17 protein-coding genes are annotated in these 19,405 nt (G+C 61.1%); 5 read left to right on the top strand and 12 right to left on the bottom strand.

Features of this window, described 5'->3' with window-relative positions:
• Positions 1-82: 82 nt before the first annotated feature.
• From ACM6IM_RS21910 to ACM6IM_RS21880, 7 genes are all read right to left on the bottom strand, one after another.
• The gene (locus tag ACM6IM_RS21910) at positions 83-1,021 is read right to left on the bottom strand and encodes a response regulator (protein ID WP_414866302.1); all 939 of its coding nucleotides are present in this window, start codon (positions 1,019-1,021) and stop codon (positions 83-85) included.
• A gap of 166 nt (positions 1,022-1,187) precedes the next feature.
• Positions 1,188-1,949 (bottom strand): phosphate signaling complex protein PhoU, encoded by a 762-nt coding sequence (gene phoU, locus ACM6IM_RS21905; RefSeq protein WP_192307166.1) that lies wholly within the window; start codon positions 1,947-1,949, stop codon positions 1,188-1,190.
• Positions 1,950-2,021: 72 nt separating this feature from the next.
• Complete coding sequence (gene pstB / locus ACM6IM_RS21900; RefSeq protein WP_414866301.1) at positions 2,022-2,855, bottom strand: phosphate ABC transporter ATP-binding protein PstB; 834 nt, start codon at positions 2,853-2,855, stop codon at positions 2,022-2,024.
• A 116-nt stretch (positions 2,856-2,971) separates the two neighbouring features.
• Entirely contained in the window at positions 2,972-4,642 is a 1,671-nt protein-coding gene (pstA, locus tag ACM6IM_RS21895) for a phosphate ABC transporter permease PstA (RefSeq protein ID WP_192307168.1), read from the bottom strand.
• Between the two features lie 15 nt (positions 4,643-4,657).
• Positions 4,658-6,691: an ABC transporter permease subunit gene (locus ACM6IM_RS21890; RefSeq protein WP_192307375.1), complete on the bottom strand. Its 2,034-nt coding sequence runs from the start codon at positions 6,689-6,691 to the stop codon at positions 4,658-4,660.
• 411 nt (positions 6,692-7,102) lie between these two features.
• Complete coding sequence (locus ACM6IM_RS21885) at positions 7,103-8,101, bottom strand: phosphate ABC transporter substrate-binding protein PstS family protein (RefSeq protein ID WP_192307169.1); 999 nt, start codon at positions 8,099-8,101, stop codon at positions 7,103-7,105.
• Between the two features lie 143 nt (positions 8,102-8,244).
• Complete coding sequence (locus ACM6IM_RS21880; protein ID WP_414866300.1) at positions 8,245-9,543, bottom strand: MFS transporter; 1,299 nt, start codon at positions 9,541-9,543, stop codon at positions 8,245-8,247.
• A 360-nt stretch (positions 9,544-9,903) separates the two neighbouring features.
• Between ACM6IM_RS21880 and ACM6IM_RS21875 the strand changes: the two genes are divergently transcribed.
• Positions 9,904-10,308, top strand: coding sequence for an acyl-CoA thioesterase (locus ACM6IM_RS21875; RefSeq protein WP_007896491.1), 405 nt, complete (start codon positions 9,904-9,906; stop codon positions 10,306-10,308).
• A 56-nt stretch (positions 10,309-10,364) separates the two neighbouring features.
• Entirely contained in the window at positions 10,365-11,264 is a 900-nt protein-coding gene (locus ACM6IM_RS21870; protein ID WP_414866299.1) for a D-hexose-6-phosphate mutarotase, read from the top strand.
• 132 nt (positions 11,265-11,396) lie between these two features.
• Here ACM6IM_RS21870 and ACM6IM_RS21865 read toward each other — a convergent pair whose 3' ends face one another.
• The 4 genes from ACM6IM_RS21865 to purE form a co-directional block, all read right to left on the bottom strand.
• On the bottom strand, positions 11,397-11,933 hold the full coding sequence (locus tag ACM6IM_RS21865; RefSeq protein WP_192307376.1) for a DUF3299 domain-containing protein: 537 nt from the start codon (positions 11,931-11,933) through the stop codon (positions 11,397-11,399).
• 88 nt (positions 11,934-12,021) lie between these two features.
• Complete coding sequence (locus tag ACM6IM_RS21860; RefSeq protein WP_201191337.1) at positions 12,022-12,267, bottom strand: GlsB/YeaQ/YmgE family stress response membrane protein; 246 nt, start codon at positions 12,265-12,267, stop codon at positions 12,022-12,024.
• 108 nt (positions 12,268-12,375) lie between these two features.
• Entirely contained in the window at positions 12,376-13,458 is a 1,083-nt protein-coding gene (locus tag ACM6IM_RS21855; RefSeq protein WP_192307173.1) for a 5-(carboxyamino)imidazole ribonucleotide synthase, read from the bottom strand.
• Between the two features lie 11 nt (positions 13,459-13,469).
• Entirely contained in the window at positions 13,470-13,961 is a 492-nt protein-coding gene (purE, locus tag ACM6IM_RS21850) for a 5-(carboxyamino)imidazole ribonucleotide mutase (RefSeq protein WP_192307174.1), read from the bottom strand.
• Between the two features lie 412 nt (positions 13,962-14,373).
• Here purE and ACM6IM_RS21845 point away from each other — a divergent pair, with 412 nt between their 5' ends.
• Entirely contained in the window at positions 14,374-14,964 is a 591-nt protein-coding gene (locus tag ACM6IM_RS21845; protein WP_414866298.1) for a hypothetical protein, read from the top strand.
• Positions 14,965-15,001: 37 nt separating this feature from the next.
• Here the strand turns inward: ACM6IM_RS21845 and ACM6IM_RS21840 are convergent, their stop codons facing one another.
• Entirely contained in the window at positions 15,002-15,913 is a 912-nt protein-coding gene (locus tag ACM6IM_RS21840; protein ID WP_414866297.1) for a LysR substrate-binding domain-containing protein, read from the bottom strand.
• A 180-nt stretch (positions 15,914-16,093) separates the two neighbouring features.
• On the opposite strand from ACM6IM_RS21840, the gene aspA reads away from it, so the two are divergent.
• Positions 16,094-17,518, top strand: coding sequence for an aspartate ammonia-lyase (aspA, locus tag ACM6IM_RS21835; protein ID WP_201191334.1), 1,425 nt, complete (start codon positions 16,094-16,096; stop codon positions 17,516-17,518).
• A 385-nt stretch (positions 17,519-17,903) separates the two neighbouring features.
• Complete coding sequence (locus ACM6IM_RS21830) at positions 17,904-19,349, top strand: alanine/glycine:cation symporter family protein (RefSeq protein WP_414866296.1); 1,446 nt, start codon at positions 17,904-17,906, stop codon at positions 19,347-19,349.
• Positions 19,350-19,405: the final 56 nt, after the last annotated feature.

Here is a 19,405-nt window from a genome sequence, read left to right as displayed (position 1 = left end):
GGCCCGACTCGCCCCCACAAGGAAACGCATTTCCCCGTGGCAGCGAGCCGGCGCGCGAAGGCGGATTGTCAGGCGACGAGGATCATGCGCCTGGGACGAAGTGCTTCTGCGCCGTCCCACGGGCGATCAGGCGGGACAGGTAATCGAGCTTCTGCGCGTCCTTGTCGACAAAGCGGAACGTCAGTTGCAGCCATTCGCTGTCGGGTTTCTGCTCGTGGGCCACGATGGCGTGCAGGTAGCCGTTCAGGCGCGCAACTTCAGCGTTGTCGCCCTGCTCCAGGTCGAGCACGGCACTGTCGAGCACTTGTGGCAGCGCTTCGGCGCGCTTGACCACCAACAGCGCCTCCTTGAGGCTCAGGGCCTTGATCACGCATTGCTGCACGCCATTGGGCAGGCGCAACTGACCCTGGCCACGCCCGCCGTTGGCGGCGCTGGCCGCTGGCGTCGGCGCTTTCACCGGCGGGCTGTTGAGCAGACCACGGGAGGGGGCAGCGGCTGCAGCGGCCGGTGCTGGCGCCGCAGAAGGCGCCGACACAGCGGCGGCCACGGCAGGTTTGCCGCCGGTCAGTGCGTTCAGCGAATCGTTGCCAAACGCCGAATTCATTTTGGTCGGTGCGCTGTTCATCAAGGTATCGAGCTTGCCGCCCTTGTTCAGCGCCTGCTTGACCTTGGTCAGCAGTTGCTCGTTGGTGAACGGCTTGCTGACGTAACCGGAAACGCCAGCCTGGATCGCCTGGACGACGTTCTCCTTGTCCCCACGGCTGGTCACCATCACGAAGGGCATGGTCTTGAGGTTGTCCTGTTCGCGGCACCAGGTCAGCAGTTCCAGGCCGGACATTTCCGGCATTTCCCAGTCGCACAGGACCAGGTCGAACGCTTCCCGCGCCAGAAAGGCCTGGGCCTTCTTGCCGTTAATGGCGTCTTCGATGCGAATGCCCGGGAAGTAGTTACGCAGGCACTTCTTCACCAGGTCACGAATGAACGACGCATCGTCCACGACCAACACACTGACCTTACTCATCCATCACCCCTTTAAAAAATCCTGGCAAGCATACCGCTTTACTGATGGCACTTCGCCATAAACCTTCAGTCACGCCGGGACTTTTCGTTCGCGGGTGCTGCTGTCGAATCCAGCCCCGTGAACAAAAACGCCCGGCCAAAAGACCGGGCGCTTTACTAGGGCAATCTTATTTATCGTCAGCTTCGCCCGGAACATTAGCGGTTTCACCACTTGTGCCTTCAACTTCTTCCTTCATGCGCTTGAGGCCCAGGTGACGCACATCGGTGCCGCGCACCAGATAAATCACCAGCTCAGAGATATTGCGCGCGTGGTCGCCAATGCGTTCCAGCGAGCGCAGGACCCAGATAATGCTCAAGACCCGCGAGATAGAGCGTGGGTCTTCCATCATGTAGGTGGCGAGCTCACGCAGGGCGGTCTTGTATTCGCGGTCGATGATCTTGTCGTATTGCGCCACCGACAACGCCAGGTCGGCATCGAAGCGGGCAAAGGCGTCCAGGGCGTCACGCACCATGTTGCGCACCTGGTCACCGATGTGGCGCACTTCGACGTAACCGCGTGGCGCTTCGCCTTCCTCGCACAGCTGGATGGCGCGGCGGGCGATCTTGGTCGATTCGTCGCCGATGCGCTCGAGGTCGATCACCGATTTCGAAATGCTGATGATCAGACGCAAGTCGGACGCCGCCGGCTGACGACGGGCCAAAATGCGCAGGCATTCTTCGTCGATGTTGCGTTCCATCTGGTTGATCTGTTCGTCGATCTCGCGCACCTGCTGGGCCAGGCCGGAATCAGCCTCGATCAGCGCGGTGACCGCGTCATTGACCTGCTTTTCCACCAGCCCGCCCATGGCCAGGAGGTGGCTGCGCACTTCCTCGAGCTCGGCGTTGAACTGCGCGGAAATGTGATGGGTAAGGCCTTCTTTACTAATCATTGTTGGCGTCCTTGGGGCGTCCGGTAAGGTGCGGTGGACCGCAGCGTCAGTTCAGTGAGCAACCACGATGTCCTAGCCGTAGCGACCGGTGATGTAGTCTTCGGTCTGTTTCTTCGCCGGATTGGTGAACAGGGTGTCGGTGTCGCCGAACTCCACCAGTTTGCCCATGTACATGAACGCCGTGTAGTCGGAAACACGAGCAGCCTGTTGCATGTTGTGGGTCACGATGACGATGGTGAACTTCGATTTCAGCTCGTAGATCAGCTCTTCGACCTTCAGTGTGGAGATCGGGTCGAGTGCCGAGCACGGTTCGTCGAGCAGCAGCACTTCCGGTTCCACGGCGATGGTGCGCGCGATCACCAGACGTTGCTGCTGACCGCCGGACAGGCCCAGTGCCGAGTCGTGCAGGCGGTCCTTGACTTCGTCCCACAGCGCCGCGCCTTTCAACGCCCACTCGACCGCTTCGTCGAGCACGCGTTTTTTGTTGATGCCCTGGATGCGCAGGCCGTAGACCACGTTTTCGTAGATGGTTTTCGGGAACGGGTTGGGCTTCTGGAACACCATGCCGACCCGGCGACGCAGCTCGGCCACGTCCTCGCCCTTGCGGTAGATGTTGGTGCCGTAGAGGCTGATCTCGCCTTCCACGCGGCAGCCGTCGACCAGGTCGTTCATGCGGTTGAAGGTGCGCAGCAGCGTGGACTTGCCGCAGCCGGACGGGCCGATGAACGCCGTCACGCGCTGTTTCGGGATGTTCATGCTGACGTCGTACAGCGCCTGCTTGTCGCCGTAGAACAGGTTCAGGCCCGGCACTTCGATGGCCACGGTTTCCTGCGCCAGGTTCAGGCTCTGTTTGTCGCGACCCAGGGCAGACATGTTGATGCCGTGGGTATGGGTTTCGTGCTGCATGGGAGGCTCCCTGTGCTGACAAATTCGGTTCGGAACACTGCTTGTCGCAATGCTCATCAATATTCCTGCGGATGCGCTCCAGTGTGGGAACGGGCCTGCCCGCCCCCGCACAGAAATCAGCTATCCAGCGCCTTGTATTTTTCGCGCAGGTGGTTACGGATCCACACTGCCGACAGGTTCAACGTCGCAATCACCAGCACCAGCAGCAGCGCGGTGGCGTACACCAGCGGCCGTGCGGCTTCGACGTTCGGGCTCTGGAAGCCGACGTCATAAATATGGAAGCCCAGGTGCATGATTTTCTGGTCAAGGTGCAGGTACGGGTAGTTGCCGTCCAGTGGCAACGACGGCGCCAGTTTCACCACGCCCACCAGCATCAGCGGCGCCACTTCGCCGGCGGCGCGGGCCACGGCGAGGATCATGCCGGTCATCATCGCCGGGCTGGCCATGGGCAGCACGATCTTCCACAAGGTTTCCGCCTTGGTCGCGCCAAGGGCCAGCGAGCCTTCCCGCACCGTACGGGGAATCCGCGCCAGGCCTTCTTCGGTAGCCACGATCACCACCGGCACCGCCAGCAACGCCAGGGTCAGGGAGGCCCACAGCAGGCCCGGCGTACCGAAGGTCGGTGCCGGCAGCGCTTCGGGGAAGAACAAGCGGTCGACCGAGCCGCCCAGCACGTAGACGAAGAAGCCCAGGCCGAACACGCCGTAGACGATCGCCGGAACGCCCGCCAGGTTGTTCACCGCGATGCGGATCACCCGGGTCAGCGTGTTCTGTTTGGCGTACTCACGCAGGTACACCGCCGCCAGCACACCGAACGGCGTCACGATCATGGCCATGATCAGGGTCATCATCACGGTGCCGAAAATCGCCGGGAAGATCCCGCCTTCGGTGTTCGCTTCCCGCGGATCGTCGCTGAGGAACTCCCAGACCTTGCTGAAGTAGAAGCCGATCTTGGTGAACGTGCCCATGGCATTCGGCTGGTAGGCATGAACCACCTTGCCCAGGCTGATTTCCAGTTCCTTGCCGTTGGCGTCACGAGCGGTCAGCGAGTCGCGATTGAACTGCGCGTGCAGATCGGTCAGACGCGCTTCGATGTCCTGGTAACGGGCATTGAGCTCGGCGCGCTCGGATTCCATGTCCGCTTGCGCAGCCGCGCTCATGTTGCCTTCCAGCTCCAGCTTGCGACCGTGCAGGCGGATGCGTTCGAGGCCGGAGTTGATCGCGCCGATGTCGGACTTCTCAAGGGTCTTGAGCTGGGCGGCGAGCTGGTTCACCCGATCGATCCGCGCTTGCAGTTCCGGCCACGCCGCTTCGCCTTCGGCGACGACCTTGCCGCCCTCTTTGACGTTGACCAGGTAACCGTAGAAATTGCCCCACTCGCGGCGCTCGATGGCCATCAACTCGGGTGGCGTGGTCTGCTGGGTCAGCCAGTCACCGACGATCCAGGTGAAGTCATTGCCGTTCAGGTCACGGTTGCCGACCTTGATCAGCTCGCGGGTCATGAACTCGGGGCCCTGATCGGGCACTGGCAGGCCGGCACTTTTCAGGCGAGCACGCGGCACTTCCTCCTTCTGTACCACCTCGCCGACGACCAGGTGATTGCCCTGGCCCGGTACGTCATAGCTGGCGTGAATCAAATCCGCCGGCCAGAAGTGACCCAGACCGCGCACGGCGATCACCGCCAACAGGCCAATAGTCATGATGACCGCGATGGACACCGCGCCACCGCTGATCCAGACGCCAGGGGCGCCGCTCTTGAACCATCCTTTCAGGGAGTTCTGTTTCACAGACTTCTACCTTTCTTAAAGCGACGAGTATTTCTTGCGCAGACGCTGACGAATCAGTTCCGCGAGGGTGTTCATGACGAAGGTGAACAACAGCAGCACCAGCGCCGAGAGGAACAGCACGCGGTAGTGGCTGCCGCCGACTTCCGACTCGGGCATTTCCACCGCGACGTTGGCGGCCAGGGTGCGCAGGCCTTCGAACAGGTTCATTTCCATGACCGGGGTGTTACCGGTGGCCATCAGCACGATCATGGTTTCACCGACCGCGCGGCCCATGCCGATCATCAGCGCCGAGAAGATGCCCGGGCTGGCAGTGAGGATCACCACGCGGGTCATGGTCTGCCACGGTGTGGCGCCCAGGGCCAGGGAGCCCAGGGTCAGGCCACGCGGCACGCTGAACACGGCGTCTTCGGCGATGGAGTAAATGTTCGGGATCACCGCAAAGCCCATGGCCAGACCGACCACCAGGGCGTTGCGCTGGTCGTAGGTGATACCTAGGTCGTGGGAAATCCACATGCGCATGTCACCGCCAAAGAACCAGTTCTCCATGAACGGGCTCATGTACAACGAGAACCAGCCCACAAACAGGATCACCGGAATCAGCAGGGCACTTTCCCAGCCGTCCGGAACTTTCAGGCGAATCGACTCAGGCAGGCGACTGAAGCTGAAACCGGCGATCAGGATGCCGATCGGCAGCAGCATCAGCAGGCTGAAAATGCCCGGCAGGTGCCCTTCCACATACGGGGCGAGGAACAGGCCGGCGAAGAAGCCGAGGATCACGGTCGGCATCGCTTCCATCAGCTCGATCACCGGTTTGACCTTGCGGCGCATGCCCGGCGCCATGAAGTACGCCGTGTAGATGGCGGCGGCAACGGCCAGGGGTGCGGCCAGCAACATGGCATAGAACGCGGCTTTCAGGGTGCCGAAGGTGAGCGGCGACAGGCTCAGTTTCGGTTCGAAATCGGTGTTGGCCGCCGTCGATTGCCAGACGTATTTAGGCTCGTCGTAGTTCTCGTACCAGACCTTGCTCCACAGCGCGCTCCAGGACACCTCCGGGTGAGGGTTGTCGAGCAGCAGCGGTTTGATCTGCCCACCCGCTTCGACGATCACGCGGTTGGCCCGGGGCGACAGGCCGAACAGGCCCTGGCCGTCCACCACCTGGTCCACCAGCAAGGTGCGGTGCGCGGTGCTGTGGAACACGCCGAGCTTGCCGGACGCATCCAGGGCGATGAAGCCCTTGCGACGCTCTTCGGCAGTGATTTCAACGATGGGCGTGCTGCCCATCTGGAAGGTGCGGATCTGCTTCAGGCGTTGCTCGCCATCCGGGTCGCGGGCCATGAACCATTGGGCCAGGCCGCCCCTGGAATCGCCGATGATCAGCGAGATACCGCCCACCAGCTGGGTGGCGGCGGTGACTTGCGCCTCGCCGTTTTCCAGCAGCTTGTAGCGGCCGTTGAGGCTGCGGTCGCGCAGGCTGAACACGTCGGCTTGGGCACGACCGTTAATCACGTACAGCCACTGCTGACGCGGGTCGACGAAGATGTGCTTCACCGGCTCGGTCATCTGCGGCAGCTCGATACGCTTCTGCTCGCTGGTGATTTCACCGGTCATCATGTTCTCTTCGCTGGTCAGCGACAGCACATTGAGTTGCGACCCGGTGGAGCCCACCAGCATCAGCGTGGTATCGGTGGCATTGAGGCTGACATGCTCCAGCGCCCCGCCCGCCTCGTTCACCGCGATCGGCGCTTCGCCGTAGGGGTACTCGATGGCCGGGTTGATGGTTTTCTTGCCATCCGGATAACTGACTTTATAGGTGTGACGGAACACCAGCGCCTGGCCATTGGACAGCCCTACCGCCACCAATGGGTGACCGGGCTGGTCTTCGCCGATGGAGGTTACGCTGGCACCGGCCGGAACCGGCAGATCGACGCGCTTGAGCTCAGCGCCACTGTCGATGTCGAAAAACAGCACCTGGCCCTTGTCGGAAACACGCATGGCCACCTGGTTCTGCTCTTCCAGGGAGATCATCAGCGGCTTGCCGGCGTCCTGCATCCAGGCGGGGGTAATCGCGTCTTTGGCCGTCAGGCTGGCCCCCTGGAACAGGGGCGCGACGACGTAGGCCAGGAAAAAGAAAATCAGGGTGATCGCCCCCAGCACGGCGAGGCCGCCAACGAGCACATACCAACGGGTGAGGCGATCCTTGAGCGCGCGAATGCGGCGCTTGCGTTGCAACTCAGGCGTATTGAAATCAATTCGCTTGGGGGGATTTGTAGTCATGTTGGAATTGGCCAGATCATTCATTCGCACACCCTAGCGATCCTGTATGACAGAAAGATGACAGTGCAGTGACGCGACGAATCCGCCGCTGGCAGGACCAGCAGTGGATTGAGAATTCGAAATGCAGGGAGGCGGCCATTGCCGCCCCCCTGAGAGTCCTTAGGGGTTCACCCTAGACTCAGTTTGTTACTGCTTTGCGACAGAGCCGCCTTCCTGCAGACCCAGGTCAGCCAGTGCTTTTGCTGCGACCTTGGCTGGCAGTGGGATGTAGCCGTCTTTCACCACCACTTCCTGGCCCTGTTTGGACAGGACCAGCTTCACGAACTCGGCTTCCAGCGGGGCCAGAGGCTTGTTCGGGGCCTTGTTGACGTAGACGTACAGGAAACGGGACAGCGGGTACTTGCCGTTCAGGGCGTTTTCTTCGGTGTCTTCGATGAACTCGGTGCCGCCTTTCTTGGCCAGGGCCACGGTTTTCACGCTGGCCGTCTTGTAACCGATGCCCGAGTAACCGATGCCGTTCAGCGAGGAGCTGATCGACTGCACGACCGAAGCCGAGCCAGGTTGTTCGTTCACGTTAGCCTTGTAGTCGCCTTTGCACAGGGCTTCTTCCTTGAAGTAGCCGTAGGTGCCGGATACCGAGTTACGACCGAACAGTTGCACCGGCTTGTTGGCCAGGTCGCCGGTCACACCCAGGTCACCCCAGGTTTTCACATCGGTTTTGGCGCCGCACAGACGGGTGGACGAGAAGATCGCATCGACCTGTTCCATGGTCAGGTGCTGGATCGGGTTGTCCTTGTGCACGAAGACAGCCAGAGCGTCCACGGCCACCGGGATAGCGGTTGGCTTGTAGCCGTACTTCTGCTCGAAGGCCGCCAGTTCGGTGTCCTTCATCTTGCGGCTCATAGGGCCCAGGTTGGAGGTGCCTTCAGTCAGCGCAGGTGGCGCGGTGGCCGAGCCGGCGGCTTGAATCTGGATGTTGACGTTCGGGTATTCTTTTTTGTAGTTCTCGGCCCACAGGGTCATAAGGTTGGCCAGGGTATCGGAGCCGACGCTGGACAGGTTGCCCGACACACCGGTGGTCTTGGTGTAGCTCGGGATAGCAGGGTCAACAGCGGCAACCGCGTTGGCAGTCGCAACGCCAGCAGCGACAAAAGTCATTGCCGCCATCAAACGCTTCAGTTTCATGCCTTACTCCTAGCAGATAGAGTGTGTTAAGTCGGGGGCCAAGTATCGGCAGGCCGTATGAACACTCTATGGCTGAAATATGACAATTGGATGAAAGGCCATCATCGCTTCATCGCCGGCACGCCGGCGATGAAGAAGACGGATCAACGCCCCTTCTTCCAGAGGTAGGCCCCCAGCACGATCCCGACCCCACACAGCACCGCCACGTAGTACGCCGGCCCCATCGGGCTTTCCTTGAGCAGCAGGCTGACCACCATCGGCGTCAGGCCACCGAAAATGGCGTAGGCGACGTTGTAGGAGAAAGACAGGCCGCTGAAACGCACCACGGGTGGGAAGGCCTTGACCATTACGTACGGCACCGCGCCGATGGTGCCGACCAGCAGGCCGGTCAGGGCATACAGCGGGAACAGCCAGTCAGGATGGTCGGCCAGGCTGTGGTAGAAGGTCCAGGAACTGACGAGCAGGGCCGCGCAGCCAAATACGAATACCCGGCCTGCGCCGAAGCGATCCGCCAATGCCCCGGCAATGATGCAACCAAAGCTCAACATCACAATGGCCACGCTATTGGACTGCAGGGCCGTGGTCGGCGAGAAGTGGTAGACCGTCTGCAACACGGTCGGCGTCATCAGGATCAGCACCACGATGCCGGCCGACAGCAGCCAGGTCAGCAACATGGAAATAACGATCGCCCCGCGGTGGTCGCGCAACACCGCACGCAGCGGCACTTCTTCGGCCAGGGCCTTGCGCTGTTGCAGTTCGGCGAACACCGGGGTTTCGTGCAACCAACGGCGCAGGTACACCGAGAACAGACCGAACACACCGCCGAGCAGGAACGGGATCCGCCAGGCGTAATCCGACACCTCCACCGGGGTGTAAAGGCTATTGATCGCCGTGGCGACCAGCGACCCCAGGAGAATGCCCGCCGTCAGACCGCTGGTCAGGGTGCCGCAGGCGTAGCCGATATGCCGCTGCGGTACGTGTTCGGAAACGAAGACCCAGGCGCCCGGCACTTCACCGCCGATCGCCGCGCCCTGGATGACCCGCATCAGCAGCAACAGGATCGGCGCCCACAGGCCGATCTGCGCGTAGGTCGGCAGCAAGCCCATGATCAGGGTCGGCACCGCCATCATGAAAATGCTCAGGGTGAACATCTTCTTGCGCCCCAGCAGGTCACCGAAGTGCGCCATCACGATGCCGCCCAGCGGCCGCGCCAGGTAGCCCGCGGCAAAGATGCCGAAGGTCTGCATCAGGCGCAGCCACTCGGGCATGTCGGCCGGGAAGAACAGCTTGCCCACCACCGTGGCGAAGAACACGAAAATGATGAAGTCGTAGAACTCCAGCGCGCCGCCCAAGGCGGACAGCGATAAAGTCTTGTAGTCGTTGCGGGTCAGCGGTCGTGCGGGTTGGGTCGGCTGCGCGATGCTCGAAGGCGCTGTGGTCATGGCAAGGCTTCTCTTTATAGACGGATCTGCAACCTCGACAACGCTGGCCGGGGCTTGGGCAGGACCGGCACGATAACAAATTGTTCGAAAAAGCACATAGAGGTGCGTATTTGACGGTCAAAATGAGAACCGGACGGTCGTCTCGGAGTCTATCGACCGATATACTCGGGGTCTTGCGACAGTTTCAAGGGTTGCTGTGCGAAAACGCCTGCCGGGATTCAGGCGGTTTCGCAGAGTTTCCCTTCAGGCGCCTTACGAAAAACGTGACGAACAGAGTATGTTCGGGGCTGAATCGTTTTTCTTCAGACGGCTATTCACCTTGAAAGACAATGAGAGTCACGGGTCAGAGGCACCCCCGGCATGATAGAGCTCGAACAAGAAGATCCAATCCCGCAGGGCGACCTGGCCTTGCAAATCACCGCGCTGCCGCGTGAAACCAACGGTTTCGGCGATATCTTCGGCGGCTGGCTGGTGGCCCAGATGGACCTGGCGGGCACCGCAATGGCCAGCAAGGTCGCCGGCGGTCGCGTCGCCACCGTCGCCATCGACCGCATGGCGTTCCTGGTTCCGGTCGCGGTGGGCGCCCAGTTGTCCTTCTACACCCAGGCGCTGGAAATCGGCCGCAGTTCGATCCAGATGATGGTCGAGGTCTGGAGCGACGATCCACTGTCCAGCGAGTGGCGTAAAGTCACGGAAGCCGTGTTCGTGTTCGTCGCCATCGACGGCAGTGGCCGCACCCGTTCGGTGCCGCCACGCGCACGTTAAACACAGCCCCTGTTTTGCGGTCCATTGCAGTCCTGTTCCCGATAGAGAGTGGCCCCATGAGCACGCCCAACGTTGAAGCCGTGAAGCTGGATGAACTGAATTGCTGGCGCATTCGTCACGGTCAGGCCGAATTGCTGGTCGCCCAGCAAGGGGCGCACATCCTCAGTTATCAACTGGCCGGGCAACCGCCGCTGATCTGGCTCAACGACGAAGCCGTGTTCAAGACCGGCAACAATATCCGTGCTGGCGTGCCGGTGTGCTGGCCGTGGTTCGGCAACCTGTTGCGCAACCCTCAGGGTGTTCAGGCCATGCGCACCAGCAGCGAGCCGCCCACGGCCCATGGTTTTGTCCGGGCAACGGACTGGGCGTTGCGGGGCATCGAAGCCGAAGGCGAAAGCCTGAAGGTGGAATTCACTCTGCCCTACCCCGAAGGCGGCTTTTCCGGTTGGCCGCATCGGGTGGACCTGACGCTGGGCATTCGTCTGGACGAGCAACTGCACATCGACCTGACCAGCCATAACCAGGGCACCGACACGGTCACCCTCAGCCAGGCACTGCACACGTATTTCGCCGTCAGCGATGTGCGCAAGGTGCATGTCGAAGGGCTGGACGGCCTGACCTACATCGAGACACTGGAAGACTGGACAACCAAGCCACAGACCGGTGACCTGCACTTTGCCGGCGAGACCGACCGGATCTACCTCGACACCCCGCCCAAGCTGGGCATCGTCGATCCTGCCTGGGAGCGGCGCATCCAGCTGACCAGCCGAGGGTCGCGCTCGGCGGTGATCTGGAATCCGTGGGTGGACCGGGCGGCCGCCTTCAGTGACATGGCGGACGATGGCTGGCAACGCATGCTGTGCATCGAGACCGCGAACGTGATGGACGATGTGGTGACACTGGCGCCAGGGGCGAGTCATACCCTGGGTGTGAGTCTCGGCAGCAAATCTCTGTAACACCATGATCCAATGTGGGAGCGGGCTTGCTCGCGAAGAGGGCGCGTCAGTTAACGTTCATGTTGCCTGACACGCCCTCTTCGCGAGCAAGCCCGCTCCCACATTATGAGTTTTGTCTGCCTGAATGGCGGGTTACAAATCCGATTCCTTCACCACCCGCACCTTCGCCGCATCCAGCGCATAGGCCGCATCGGCCAGATCATTGTTGACCGTCTCGATCTTCAACGTGCCGGTCACCCACAACGGCGTATAGATGTCGTTGAGCTTCAAACCCTGTGGATAGCGCACCAGCACCAGCTGGTTGGGCGGCGGAGGCGGCACATGGATGCAGGCGCCGGGGTATGGCACGAGGAAAAACAGCGTACTGCGCCCCTTGGCGTCGGACTCCAGCGGCACCGGGTAACCGCCGATGCGAATGCGCTTGTCGTTCATCGAAGGCACGGTTTTGGTCGAGTACATCACCGCCGGCAGGCCTTTGCTCTGCTTCATGCCACCCTTTTGGGTAAAGGTGCCATCGGCTTCGGGTGAGTTGTGATCGATTTCGGGCATGGCCTCGAGGGCTTTCTGGTCGGACTTGGGCATCAATTCGAGCCAGTCGGTTTCCGGCAGTTCGCCAGCGTGGGCAAGGCCCGAACCCAGTAGAACAAGAGTCAACAAAAGACGGCGCATGAAGGTGCTCGGCAAGGGGGAGGACGTTACGACGCCGAGCATTCTAGCCCTCCCCGCGCATTTGTCAGAGAGGGCTTTGTCGCTTGAATCAGTTCTTTTTGATCAGGCCGTAGATCACCAGCAGGACCACCGCGCCGATCAGCGCGCCGATGAAACCGGCCCCCTGACCTGCCTGGTAGATGCCCAGGGCCTGGCCGCCATAAGTGGCTGCCAACGAACCGCCAATACCGAGCAGGATGGTCATGATCCAGCCCATGCTGTCATCGCCCGGTTTCAGGAACCGCGCAAGCAGGCCGACGATCAAGCCGATAAAGATGGTTCCAATAATTCCCATGGCACTTCCCTCTTGTTTGGTAGATAGAAGCCTAGTCAGACTTTGGCATCCTGCCATGAGAGAACGGCGGCCCCCCAATGGTTCCGCCGCTGCCACGTGAAACCGGATTTACTCGGCGATGAGCGCTTCGACCTTGAGGATCTGCGCGGCCAGCGTTTCGCGATCGGCACAACGCAGGTTGGCGTGACCGACCTTGCGTCCGGCCTTGAACGCCTTGCCGTAGTGGTGCAGATGGCAATCGGCGATGGCCAGGACTTTCTCCGCTTCCGGCACTTTACCGATGAAGTTGAGCATCGCGCTCTCGCCGACCTTGGCCGTCGAACCCAGCGGCAGGCCGGCCACGGCCCGCAGGTGGTTCTCGAACTGGCTGCATTCGGCGCCTTCGGTGGTCCAGTGCCCGGAGTTGTGCACGCGGGGCGCGATTTCGTTGGCCTTGAGACCGCCATCGACTTCGAAGAACTCGAACGCCATCACGCCGACGTAATTCAGTTGCTTGAGCACGCGGCTGGAGTAGTCCTCGGCCAGGGCTTGCAACGGGTGATCGGTGCTGGCCACGGACAGTTTGAGGATGCCGCTGTCGTGGGTGTTGTGCACCAGCGGGTAGAACTTCGTTTCGCCATCGCGAGCACGCACGGCGATCAGCGACACCTCGCCGGTGAACGGTACGAAGCCTTCCAGCAGGCAGGCGACGCTGCCCAGCTCGGCAAACGTACCGACCACGTCTTCAGGCGTACGCAGGACTTTCTGACCCTTGCCGTCGTAACCCAGGGTGCGTGTTTTCAGCACGGCGGGCAGACCGATGGACGCGACCGCAGCGTCCAGATCGGCTTGCGACTGGATGTCGGCGAACGCCGGGGTCGGAATCCCCAAGTCCTTGAACATGCTCTTCTCGAACCAGCGATCACGGGCGATGCGCAGGGCGTCGGCGCTCGGGTAGACCGGGACGAACTGCGACAGGAACGCCACGGTTTCAGCCGGCACGCTTTCGAACTCGAAGGTCACCAGATCGACTTCATCGGCGAGCTGGCGCAGGTGATCCTGATCGCCGTAGTCGGCGCGCAGGTGTTCACCCAACGCGGCGGCACAGGCATCCGGCGCGGGGTCCAGAAAAGCGAAGTTCATACCCAGCGGAGTGCCCGCCAGCGCCAACATGCGACCCAACTGGCCGCCACCGATTACACCGATCTTCATCGTCAACAACCTCAGGCGATACGTGGGTCTGGATTGTCCAGCACGCTGTCTGTCTGTTCGGTACGGAAGGTTTTCAACACCGTGTGGAACTGCGGGTGCTTGGCGCCCAGGATGCTCGCCGACAACAGCGCGGCGTTGATCGCGCCCGCCTTGCCGATGGCCAGGGTAGCAACCGGGATACCTGCGGGCATCTGCACGATGGACAGCAACGAATCGACGCCCGAGAGCATCGACGACTGCACCGGCACGCCCAGCACCGGCAGGTGGGTCTTGGCCGCACACATGCCTGGCAGGTGGGCTGCGCCACCGGCACCGGCGATGATCACCTCGATGCCACGCGCTTCGGCCTCTTCGGCGTACTGGAACAGCAGGTCCGGGGTGCGGTGGGCGGACACCACCTTCACTTCATAGGGGATGCCGAGCTTTTCCAGCATATCGGCGGTGTGGCTAAGGGTGGACCAATCGGACTTGGAGCCCATGATCACGCCAACCAATGCACTCATCGTCGTGCCTCTTCTCTCTGGCGCCCGCAGGCGCGTCAAAAACAATAAGCCACGCAAAATGCGTGGCTTGAATTGTACGAAAAATGGCCGGAAGGACCGGCCGAAGGCCGCGCAGTATACCGCAATACGGCAGATAAACAGCCCCTGTTTCGACCATCTGTCATTTGCCGCAAAAGCACCGATTATTGACTCAAAGGTCAACAGCTGAACGGCATCAACAACATCAGCGGATCCGCCGGGTGAAACTAACTTTATCAATCAACCCTTCAACTAATACCGACCATAAAACCGCACTTCGGCAATAGCCGGAAATAGACCTGCACTCGCCAAAGTTGCGCATCAGCGTTAATTTTTTCGCGCAACAAACAACTAACTTTAACCAACTGAACATATAAACCAGAATCACCTGACCATGATTAACAAGCCCATGAATAAAAACGAAATCACTATTTTCGCCCTTATCCACAATGATGTTCCACCGGACACCAGGAAGAGTATTTACCCGGATTACTTCGCCCACCTGGTCGCCGAACTTGAAGGCTTTACCGGCAGGAAAGTCAAAATTGTCCTGGGTTCCGGAGAGCCTTACAGCAGCTTCGAGTACAGAGACACAGATACGTTGAAAGTCCTGAAAAAATGGGAGAGCCTGGGTTACACCTATTTGAAGGAAGCGGAATCGAAAGGCTTTACGACCAACAGCTTGAGTCAGGTCGTCCTGCTCACCCAATTCAATATCAATGAACATACCGGGGGCGCTGCACTTATCTACCCGCCCACCAGCACTGGAAAGTTTGCCATTTCGTCGTTAAGCCGATACTTGAACGTCGGCCATGAAGTGGGTCACTTGCTGGGAGCAAAACATGACGATGCCGAAGTCCAGTACAACGGCTGGTGGTGTGAGACGTACATGATCGCCGACCCGAACAAAATCAGGTCCACCTGTTACAAGTTCAGCCAGGCCAATCGGCAAGCGATCAAAAACTACCTGGCCACCCAGGAATGATGATGTTGCGTTATTCGCGGCAGCGTCATCACATCGGTCACTGATTGGCGCTCGCCGCCCCACCCTCAAGCTTGCGCCACAACAAACGCACGTTAGCCTTGCGCACCAGTGCGCAGCGGTACAGGCGAATCTCCAGGGGCACGTGCCACTGCGACCCGCCGCAAACCACCAGCTCGCCGCGCGCCAGTTCGGCGCGCACACTCAATTGCGGCACCCAGGCGATGCCCAGACCTTCCAGGGCCATGCTCTTGAGGCTGTCGGCCATCGCAGTTTCGTAGACGGTGGTGAACCGCAGCGCCCGCTGACGCAACAGCACATTCACCGAACGGCCGAGAAACGCACCGGCGCTGTAGGCCAGCAGCGGCACGCTGCCCTCGCCTTCCAGATCGAACAATGGCTTGCCCTCGGCATCCGCCGCGCAGACCGGCAGCATCTCGGTGTGCCCCAGATGCAGCGAAGGAAAGATTTCCGGGTCCATCTGCATCGCTGCATCCGGGTCATAGAACGCCAGCATCAGGTCGCAGCCCCCCTCACGCAACGCATGCACCGCGTCACCCACGTTGGTCGCGACCAACCGCGTCGCGATGTTCAGCCCTTCATTGCGCAATTGCGCGATCCAGCGCGGGAAAAACCCCAGCGCCAGGGAGTGCGCAGCCGCGACCTGCATCACTTCGCCCTGCCCGCCTTCCAGATGATGGAGGTGACGCAACACTTCGCCGAGTTGTTCCACCACCGTTCGCGCGGTGACCAGGAACAACTGCCCCGCCGCTGTCAGTTCGATCGGCGTACGCGAGCGGTTGACCAGTTGCAGCCCCAGCGCGGCTTCGAGGCTGCGGATTCGGCGACTGAACGCCGGCTGGGTCACGAAACGACGCTCGGCCGCCTGGGAAAAGCTGCGGGTGGCGGCCAGGGCGCTGAAATCTTCCAGCCATTTACTTTCCAGATTCATCAGGTCCTCCCGGACACGCACCAATTTGGGTCGCACGCTCGCCGCAATCACGGCGTCACACCGTCATTATGCCGAATATGCATAGGGCAGTGTTTAACAGCATTGGCTCTGCATTCTCCACAAGCCTAGCATTTGCGGTGTTCCGGCACAGACCGGGTCCATATCGAGATGATTTCCGTCATGTCCTCCGCTGCATCATTCCGCACAGAAAAAGACCTGCTTGGCGTACTCGAAGTACCGGCTCAAGCGTATTACGGCATCCAGACCCTGCGAGCGGTGAACAACTTCCGTCTCTCCGGCGTCCCGATTTCGCATTACCCGAAGCTGGTGGTCGGTCTGGCCATGGTCAAACAGGCCGCTGCTGACGCCAACCGCGAGCTGGGTCACCTCAGCGAAGCCAAGCACGCAGCCATCAGCGAAGCCTGTGCCCGTCTGATTCGCGGCGATTTCCACGAAGAATTCGTGGTGGACATGATTCAGGGCGGCGCTGGCACTTCAACCAACATGAATGCCAACGAAGTCATCGCCAACATTGCACTGGAGGCCATGGGTCACCAGAAAGGCGAATATCAATACCTGCACCCGAACAACGACGTGAACATGGCGCAGTCGACCAACGACGCCTACCCGACGGCGATCCGCCTGGGCCTGCTGCTGGGTCACGACACCCTGCTGGCCAGCCTCGACAGCCTGATCCAGGCCTTCGCCGCCAAGGGTCAGGAATTCAGCCACGTGCTGAAGATGGGCCGCACCCAACTGCAAGACGCCGTGCCGATGACGCTCGGCCAGGAATTCCGTGCGTTCGCCACCACCCTGAGCGAAGACCTGGCACGCCTCAAGACCCTGGCACCGGAGCTGCTGACCGAAGTGAACCTGGGCGGTACCGCCATCGGCACCGGCATCAACGCCGACCCGCGTTATCAGCACCTGGCCGTTCAGCGCCTGGCCACCATCAGCGGTCACCCGCTGGTGCCGGCGGCCGACCTGATCGAAGCCACGTCCGACATGGGCGCCTTCGTCCTGTTCTCCGGCATGCTCAAGCGCACTGCGGTGAAGCTGTCGAAGATCTGCAACGACCTGCGCCTGCTGTCCAGCGGCCCACGCACCGGCATCAACGAAATCAACCTGCCGGCGCGTCAGCCAGGCAGCTCGATCATGCCCGGCAAGGTCAACCCGGTGATTCCGGAAGCCGTGAACCAGGTGGCCTTCCAGGTCATTGGCAACGACCTCGCGCTGACCATGGCAGCCGAAGGCGGCCAACTGCAGTTGAACGTGATGGAGCCGCTGATCGCCTTCAAAATCCTCGACTCGATCCGCCTGCTGCAACGCGCCATGGACATGCTGCGCGAGCACTGCATCACTGGCATCACCGCCAACGAAGCACGCTGCCGCGAACTGGTCGAGCACTCGATCGGCCTGGTCACCGCGCTGAATCCGTACATCGGCTATGAAAACGCCACCCGCATCGCCCGTATCGCCCTTGAAAGCGGCCGCGGCGTGCTGGAACTGGTGCGTGAAGAAGGCTTGCTCGACGACGCGATGCTCGACGACATCCTGCGCCCGGAAAACATGATTGCTCCACGTCTGGTGCCGTTGAAGGCCTGATCAGACGCAACACATGCAGTACCGCTCACCAGGTCGAGGGACTAGACACCTCTCACCTTTTCAGGGCCTGGGGATCAGTCCCCAGGCCCTTTTTTTTAAGTGTTTTAGCAAGCCCGCTCCAACCCAAAGCAACACCGCTTAAACAACTTGCACCACAAGCGTGCAGACGGGCCCCGCACTGATCGGTATAGTGCGGCCCCTTCTTCGCGTGGACGGTCGTCGGTAGCGAGACCCCAAACCAAGCGAAACCCGAACTAACAACAAACCCGCGATTTGGATCCGGGACGAACCTTCGACTCGCCTGTTTTGCCGTGCGCAAGCGGGTGTAACACGATGTTTCTGACCGACCAGCATTTGCTCACATAAAAACAGCGAGGAATACGCCATGCTCGAAGTCATCAACGACTTCCTCTCAGGGAAAGTACTGATCGTGCTCATTGTCGGGCTCGGGAGTTACTTCACGATCCGCTCGCGTTTCGTTCAACTGCGTCACTTCTTCCACATGTTCGCGGTGTTCCGCGACAGCCTCAAAAGCAGCGCCGGCCAGCTCAGTTCGTTCCAGGCCCTGATGCTCAGCCTGGCCGGCCGAGTCGGTGCGGGCAACATCGCCGGGGTCGGCATCGCCGTGACCCTGGGTGGCCCTGGCGCAGTGTTCTGGATGTGGGTAACCGCACTGGTCGGCATGTCCAGCAGCTTTTTCGAATGCGCCCTGGGCCAGCTCTACAAGCGCTGCGACTCCGAAGGCCAGTTCCGTGGCGGCCCGTCCTACTACATCGAGCACGGCCTGCAAAAACGCTGGCTGGGCATGATCATGGCGTTCCTGTTGCTGGTGACCTTCGGGTTTGCCTTCAACGGCCTGCAATCCCACGCCGTGACCCACTCGCTGAACAACGCCTTTGGCTTCGACACCACCTGGACCGGCCTGGCGCTGGCGGTGTTGCTGGGCCTGGTGTTCATTGGCGGGATCAAGCGCATCGCCAAGGTCGCCGACCTGCTGGTGCCGGTGAAAACCCTGGTGTACATCGGCGTGACCATCTACGTGATTGTGCTGCAGTTCGACCACGTACCCGCCATGCTGATGACCATCGTCAAAAGCGCGTTCGGCCTGGATCAGGCCTTTGGCGGCCTGATCGGCAGCGCCATCGTCATGGGCGTCAAGCGCGGCGTGTTCGCCAACGAAGCCGGCCTGGGCAGTGCGCCGAACGTGGCGGCCGTGGCGTCGGTCGAGCACCCGGTGGCACAAGGCGTGGTCCAGGCGTTCAGCGTGTTCCTCGACACCTTTGTGATCTGCACCTGCACAGCGCTGCTGATCCTGCTCTCGGGCTTCTACACCCCGGGCTTCGAAGGCGACGGCATTGCCCTGACCCAGAATTCGCTTGCCGCGGTCGTCGGTGACTGGGGCCGGATGTTCATCTCGGTCGCACTGGCCTTGTTCGTGTTCACTTCGATTCTCTACAACTACTACCTGGGCGAGAGCAACCTGCGTTTCCTGATCGGTGAAAACCGCAAGGCGCTGATCGGCTACCGCGCGCTGGTACTGGCGCTGATCTTCTGGGGCGCCATCGAAAACCTCGGCACCGTGTTCGCGTTCGCCGACATCACCATGACCCTGCTGGCGTTCGTGAACCTGATTGCGCTGTTCCTGTTGTTCAAGGTCGGCATGCGCATCCTGCGCGACTACGATGACCAGCGTGCTGCCGGCATCAAGACGCCCGTGTTCGATTCGAGCAAGTTCGCGGACCTGGATCTCGACCTGAACGCATGGCCGGCGAATCCACCGGCGACCGCGCCGAAGGCCGAGCCGCAAGGCGTACCCGCAGCGCAACGCTGATCGGTTAAAGTGCAAATCCCCCGATGGGAGCGGCGGTGCGACGATTCGCGAGCAAG

It is taken from the genome of Pseudomonas sp. IT-P12 (genome assembly GCF_949767465.1).
Taxonomy (GTDB): domain Bacteria; phylum Pseudomonadota; class Gammaproteobacteria; order Pseudomonadales; family Pseudomonadaceae; genus Aquipseudomonas.
The sequence above is the reverse complement of the archived record's forward strand: the minus strand, read 5'-3'. Positions and strand labels throughout refer to the sequence as shown.

What these genes read in the sequence shown, in the direction of transcription:
- ACM6IM_RS21910 (WP_414866302.1), bottom strand. Translation starts at nt 1,021, where the DNA reads ATGAGTAAGGTCAGTGTGTTGGTCGTGGACGATGCGTCGTTCATTCGT.
- phoU (WP_192307166.1), bottom strand. Translation starts at nt 1,949, where the DNA reads ATGATTAGTAAAGAAGGCCTTACCCATCACATTTCCGCGCAGTTCAAC.
- pstB (WP_414866301.1), bottom strand. Translation starts at nt 2,855, where the DNA reads ATGCAGCACGAAACCCATACCCACGGCATCAACATGTCTGCCCTGGGT.
- ACM6IM_RS21890 (WP_192307375.1), bottom strand. Translation starts at nt 6,691, where the DNA reads ATGCAGGACGCCGGCAAGCCGCTGATGATCTCCCTGGAAGAGCAGAAC.
- ACM6IM_RS21885 (WP_192307169.1), bottom strand. Translation starts at nt 8,101, where the DNA reads ATGAAACTGAAGCGTTTGATGGCGGCAATGACTTTTGTCGCTGCTGGC.
- ACM6IM_RS21880 (WP_414866300.1), bottom strand. Translation starts at nt 9,543, where the DNA reads ATGACCACAGCGCCTTCGAGCATCGCGCAGCCGACCCAACCCGCACGA.
- ACM6IM_RS21875 (WP_007896491.1), top strand. Translation starts at nt 9,904, where the DNA reads ATGATAGAGCTCGAACAAGAAGATCCAATCCCGCAGGGCGACCTGGCC.
- ACM6IM_RS21870 (WP_414866299.1), top strand. Translation starts at nt 10,365, where the DNA reads ATGAGCACGCCCAACGTTGAAGCCGTGAAGCTGGATGAACTGAATTGC.
- ACM6IM_RS21865 (WP_192307376.1), bottom strand. Translation starts at nt 11,933, where the DNA reads ATGCGCCGTCTTTTGTTGACTCTTGTTCTACTGGGTTCGGGCCTTGCC.
- ACM6IM_RS21860 (WP_201191337.1), bottom strand. Translation starts at nt 12,267, where the DNA reads ATGGGAATTATTGGAACCATCTTTATCGGCTTGATCGTCGGCCTGCTT.
- ACM6IM_RS21855 (WP_192307173.1), bottom strand. Translation starts at nt 13,458, where the DNA reads ATGAAGATCGGTGTAATCGGTGGCGGCCAGTTGGGTCGCATGTTGGCG.
- purE (WP_192307174.1), bottom strand. Translation starts at nt 13,961, where the DNA reads ATGAGTGCATTGGTTGGCGTGATCATGGGCTCCAAGTCCGATTGGTCC.
- ACM6IM_RS21845 (WP_414866298.1), top strand. Translation starts at nt 14,374, where the DNA reads ATGATTAACAAGCCCATGAATAAAAACGAAATCACTATTTTCGCCCTT.
- ACM6IM_RS21840 (WP_414866297.1), bottom strand. Translation starts at nt 15,913, where the DNA reads ATGAATCTGGAAAGTAAATGGCTGGAAGATTTCAGCGCCCTGGCCGCC.
- aspA (WP_201191334.1), top strand. Translation starts at nt 16,094, where the DNA reads ATGTCCTCCGCTGCATCATTCCGCACAGAAAAAGACCTGCTTGGCGTA.
- ACM6IM_RS21830 (WP_414866296.1), top strand. Translation starts at nt 17,904, where the DNA reads ATGCTCGAAGTCATCAACGACTTCCTCTCAGGGAAAGTACTGATCGTG.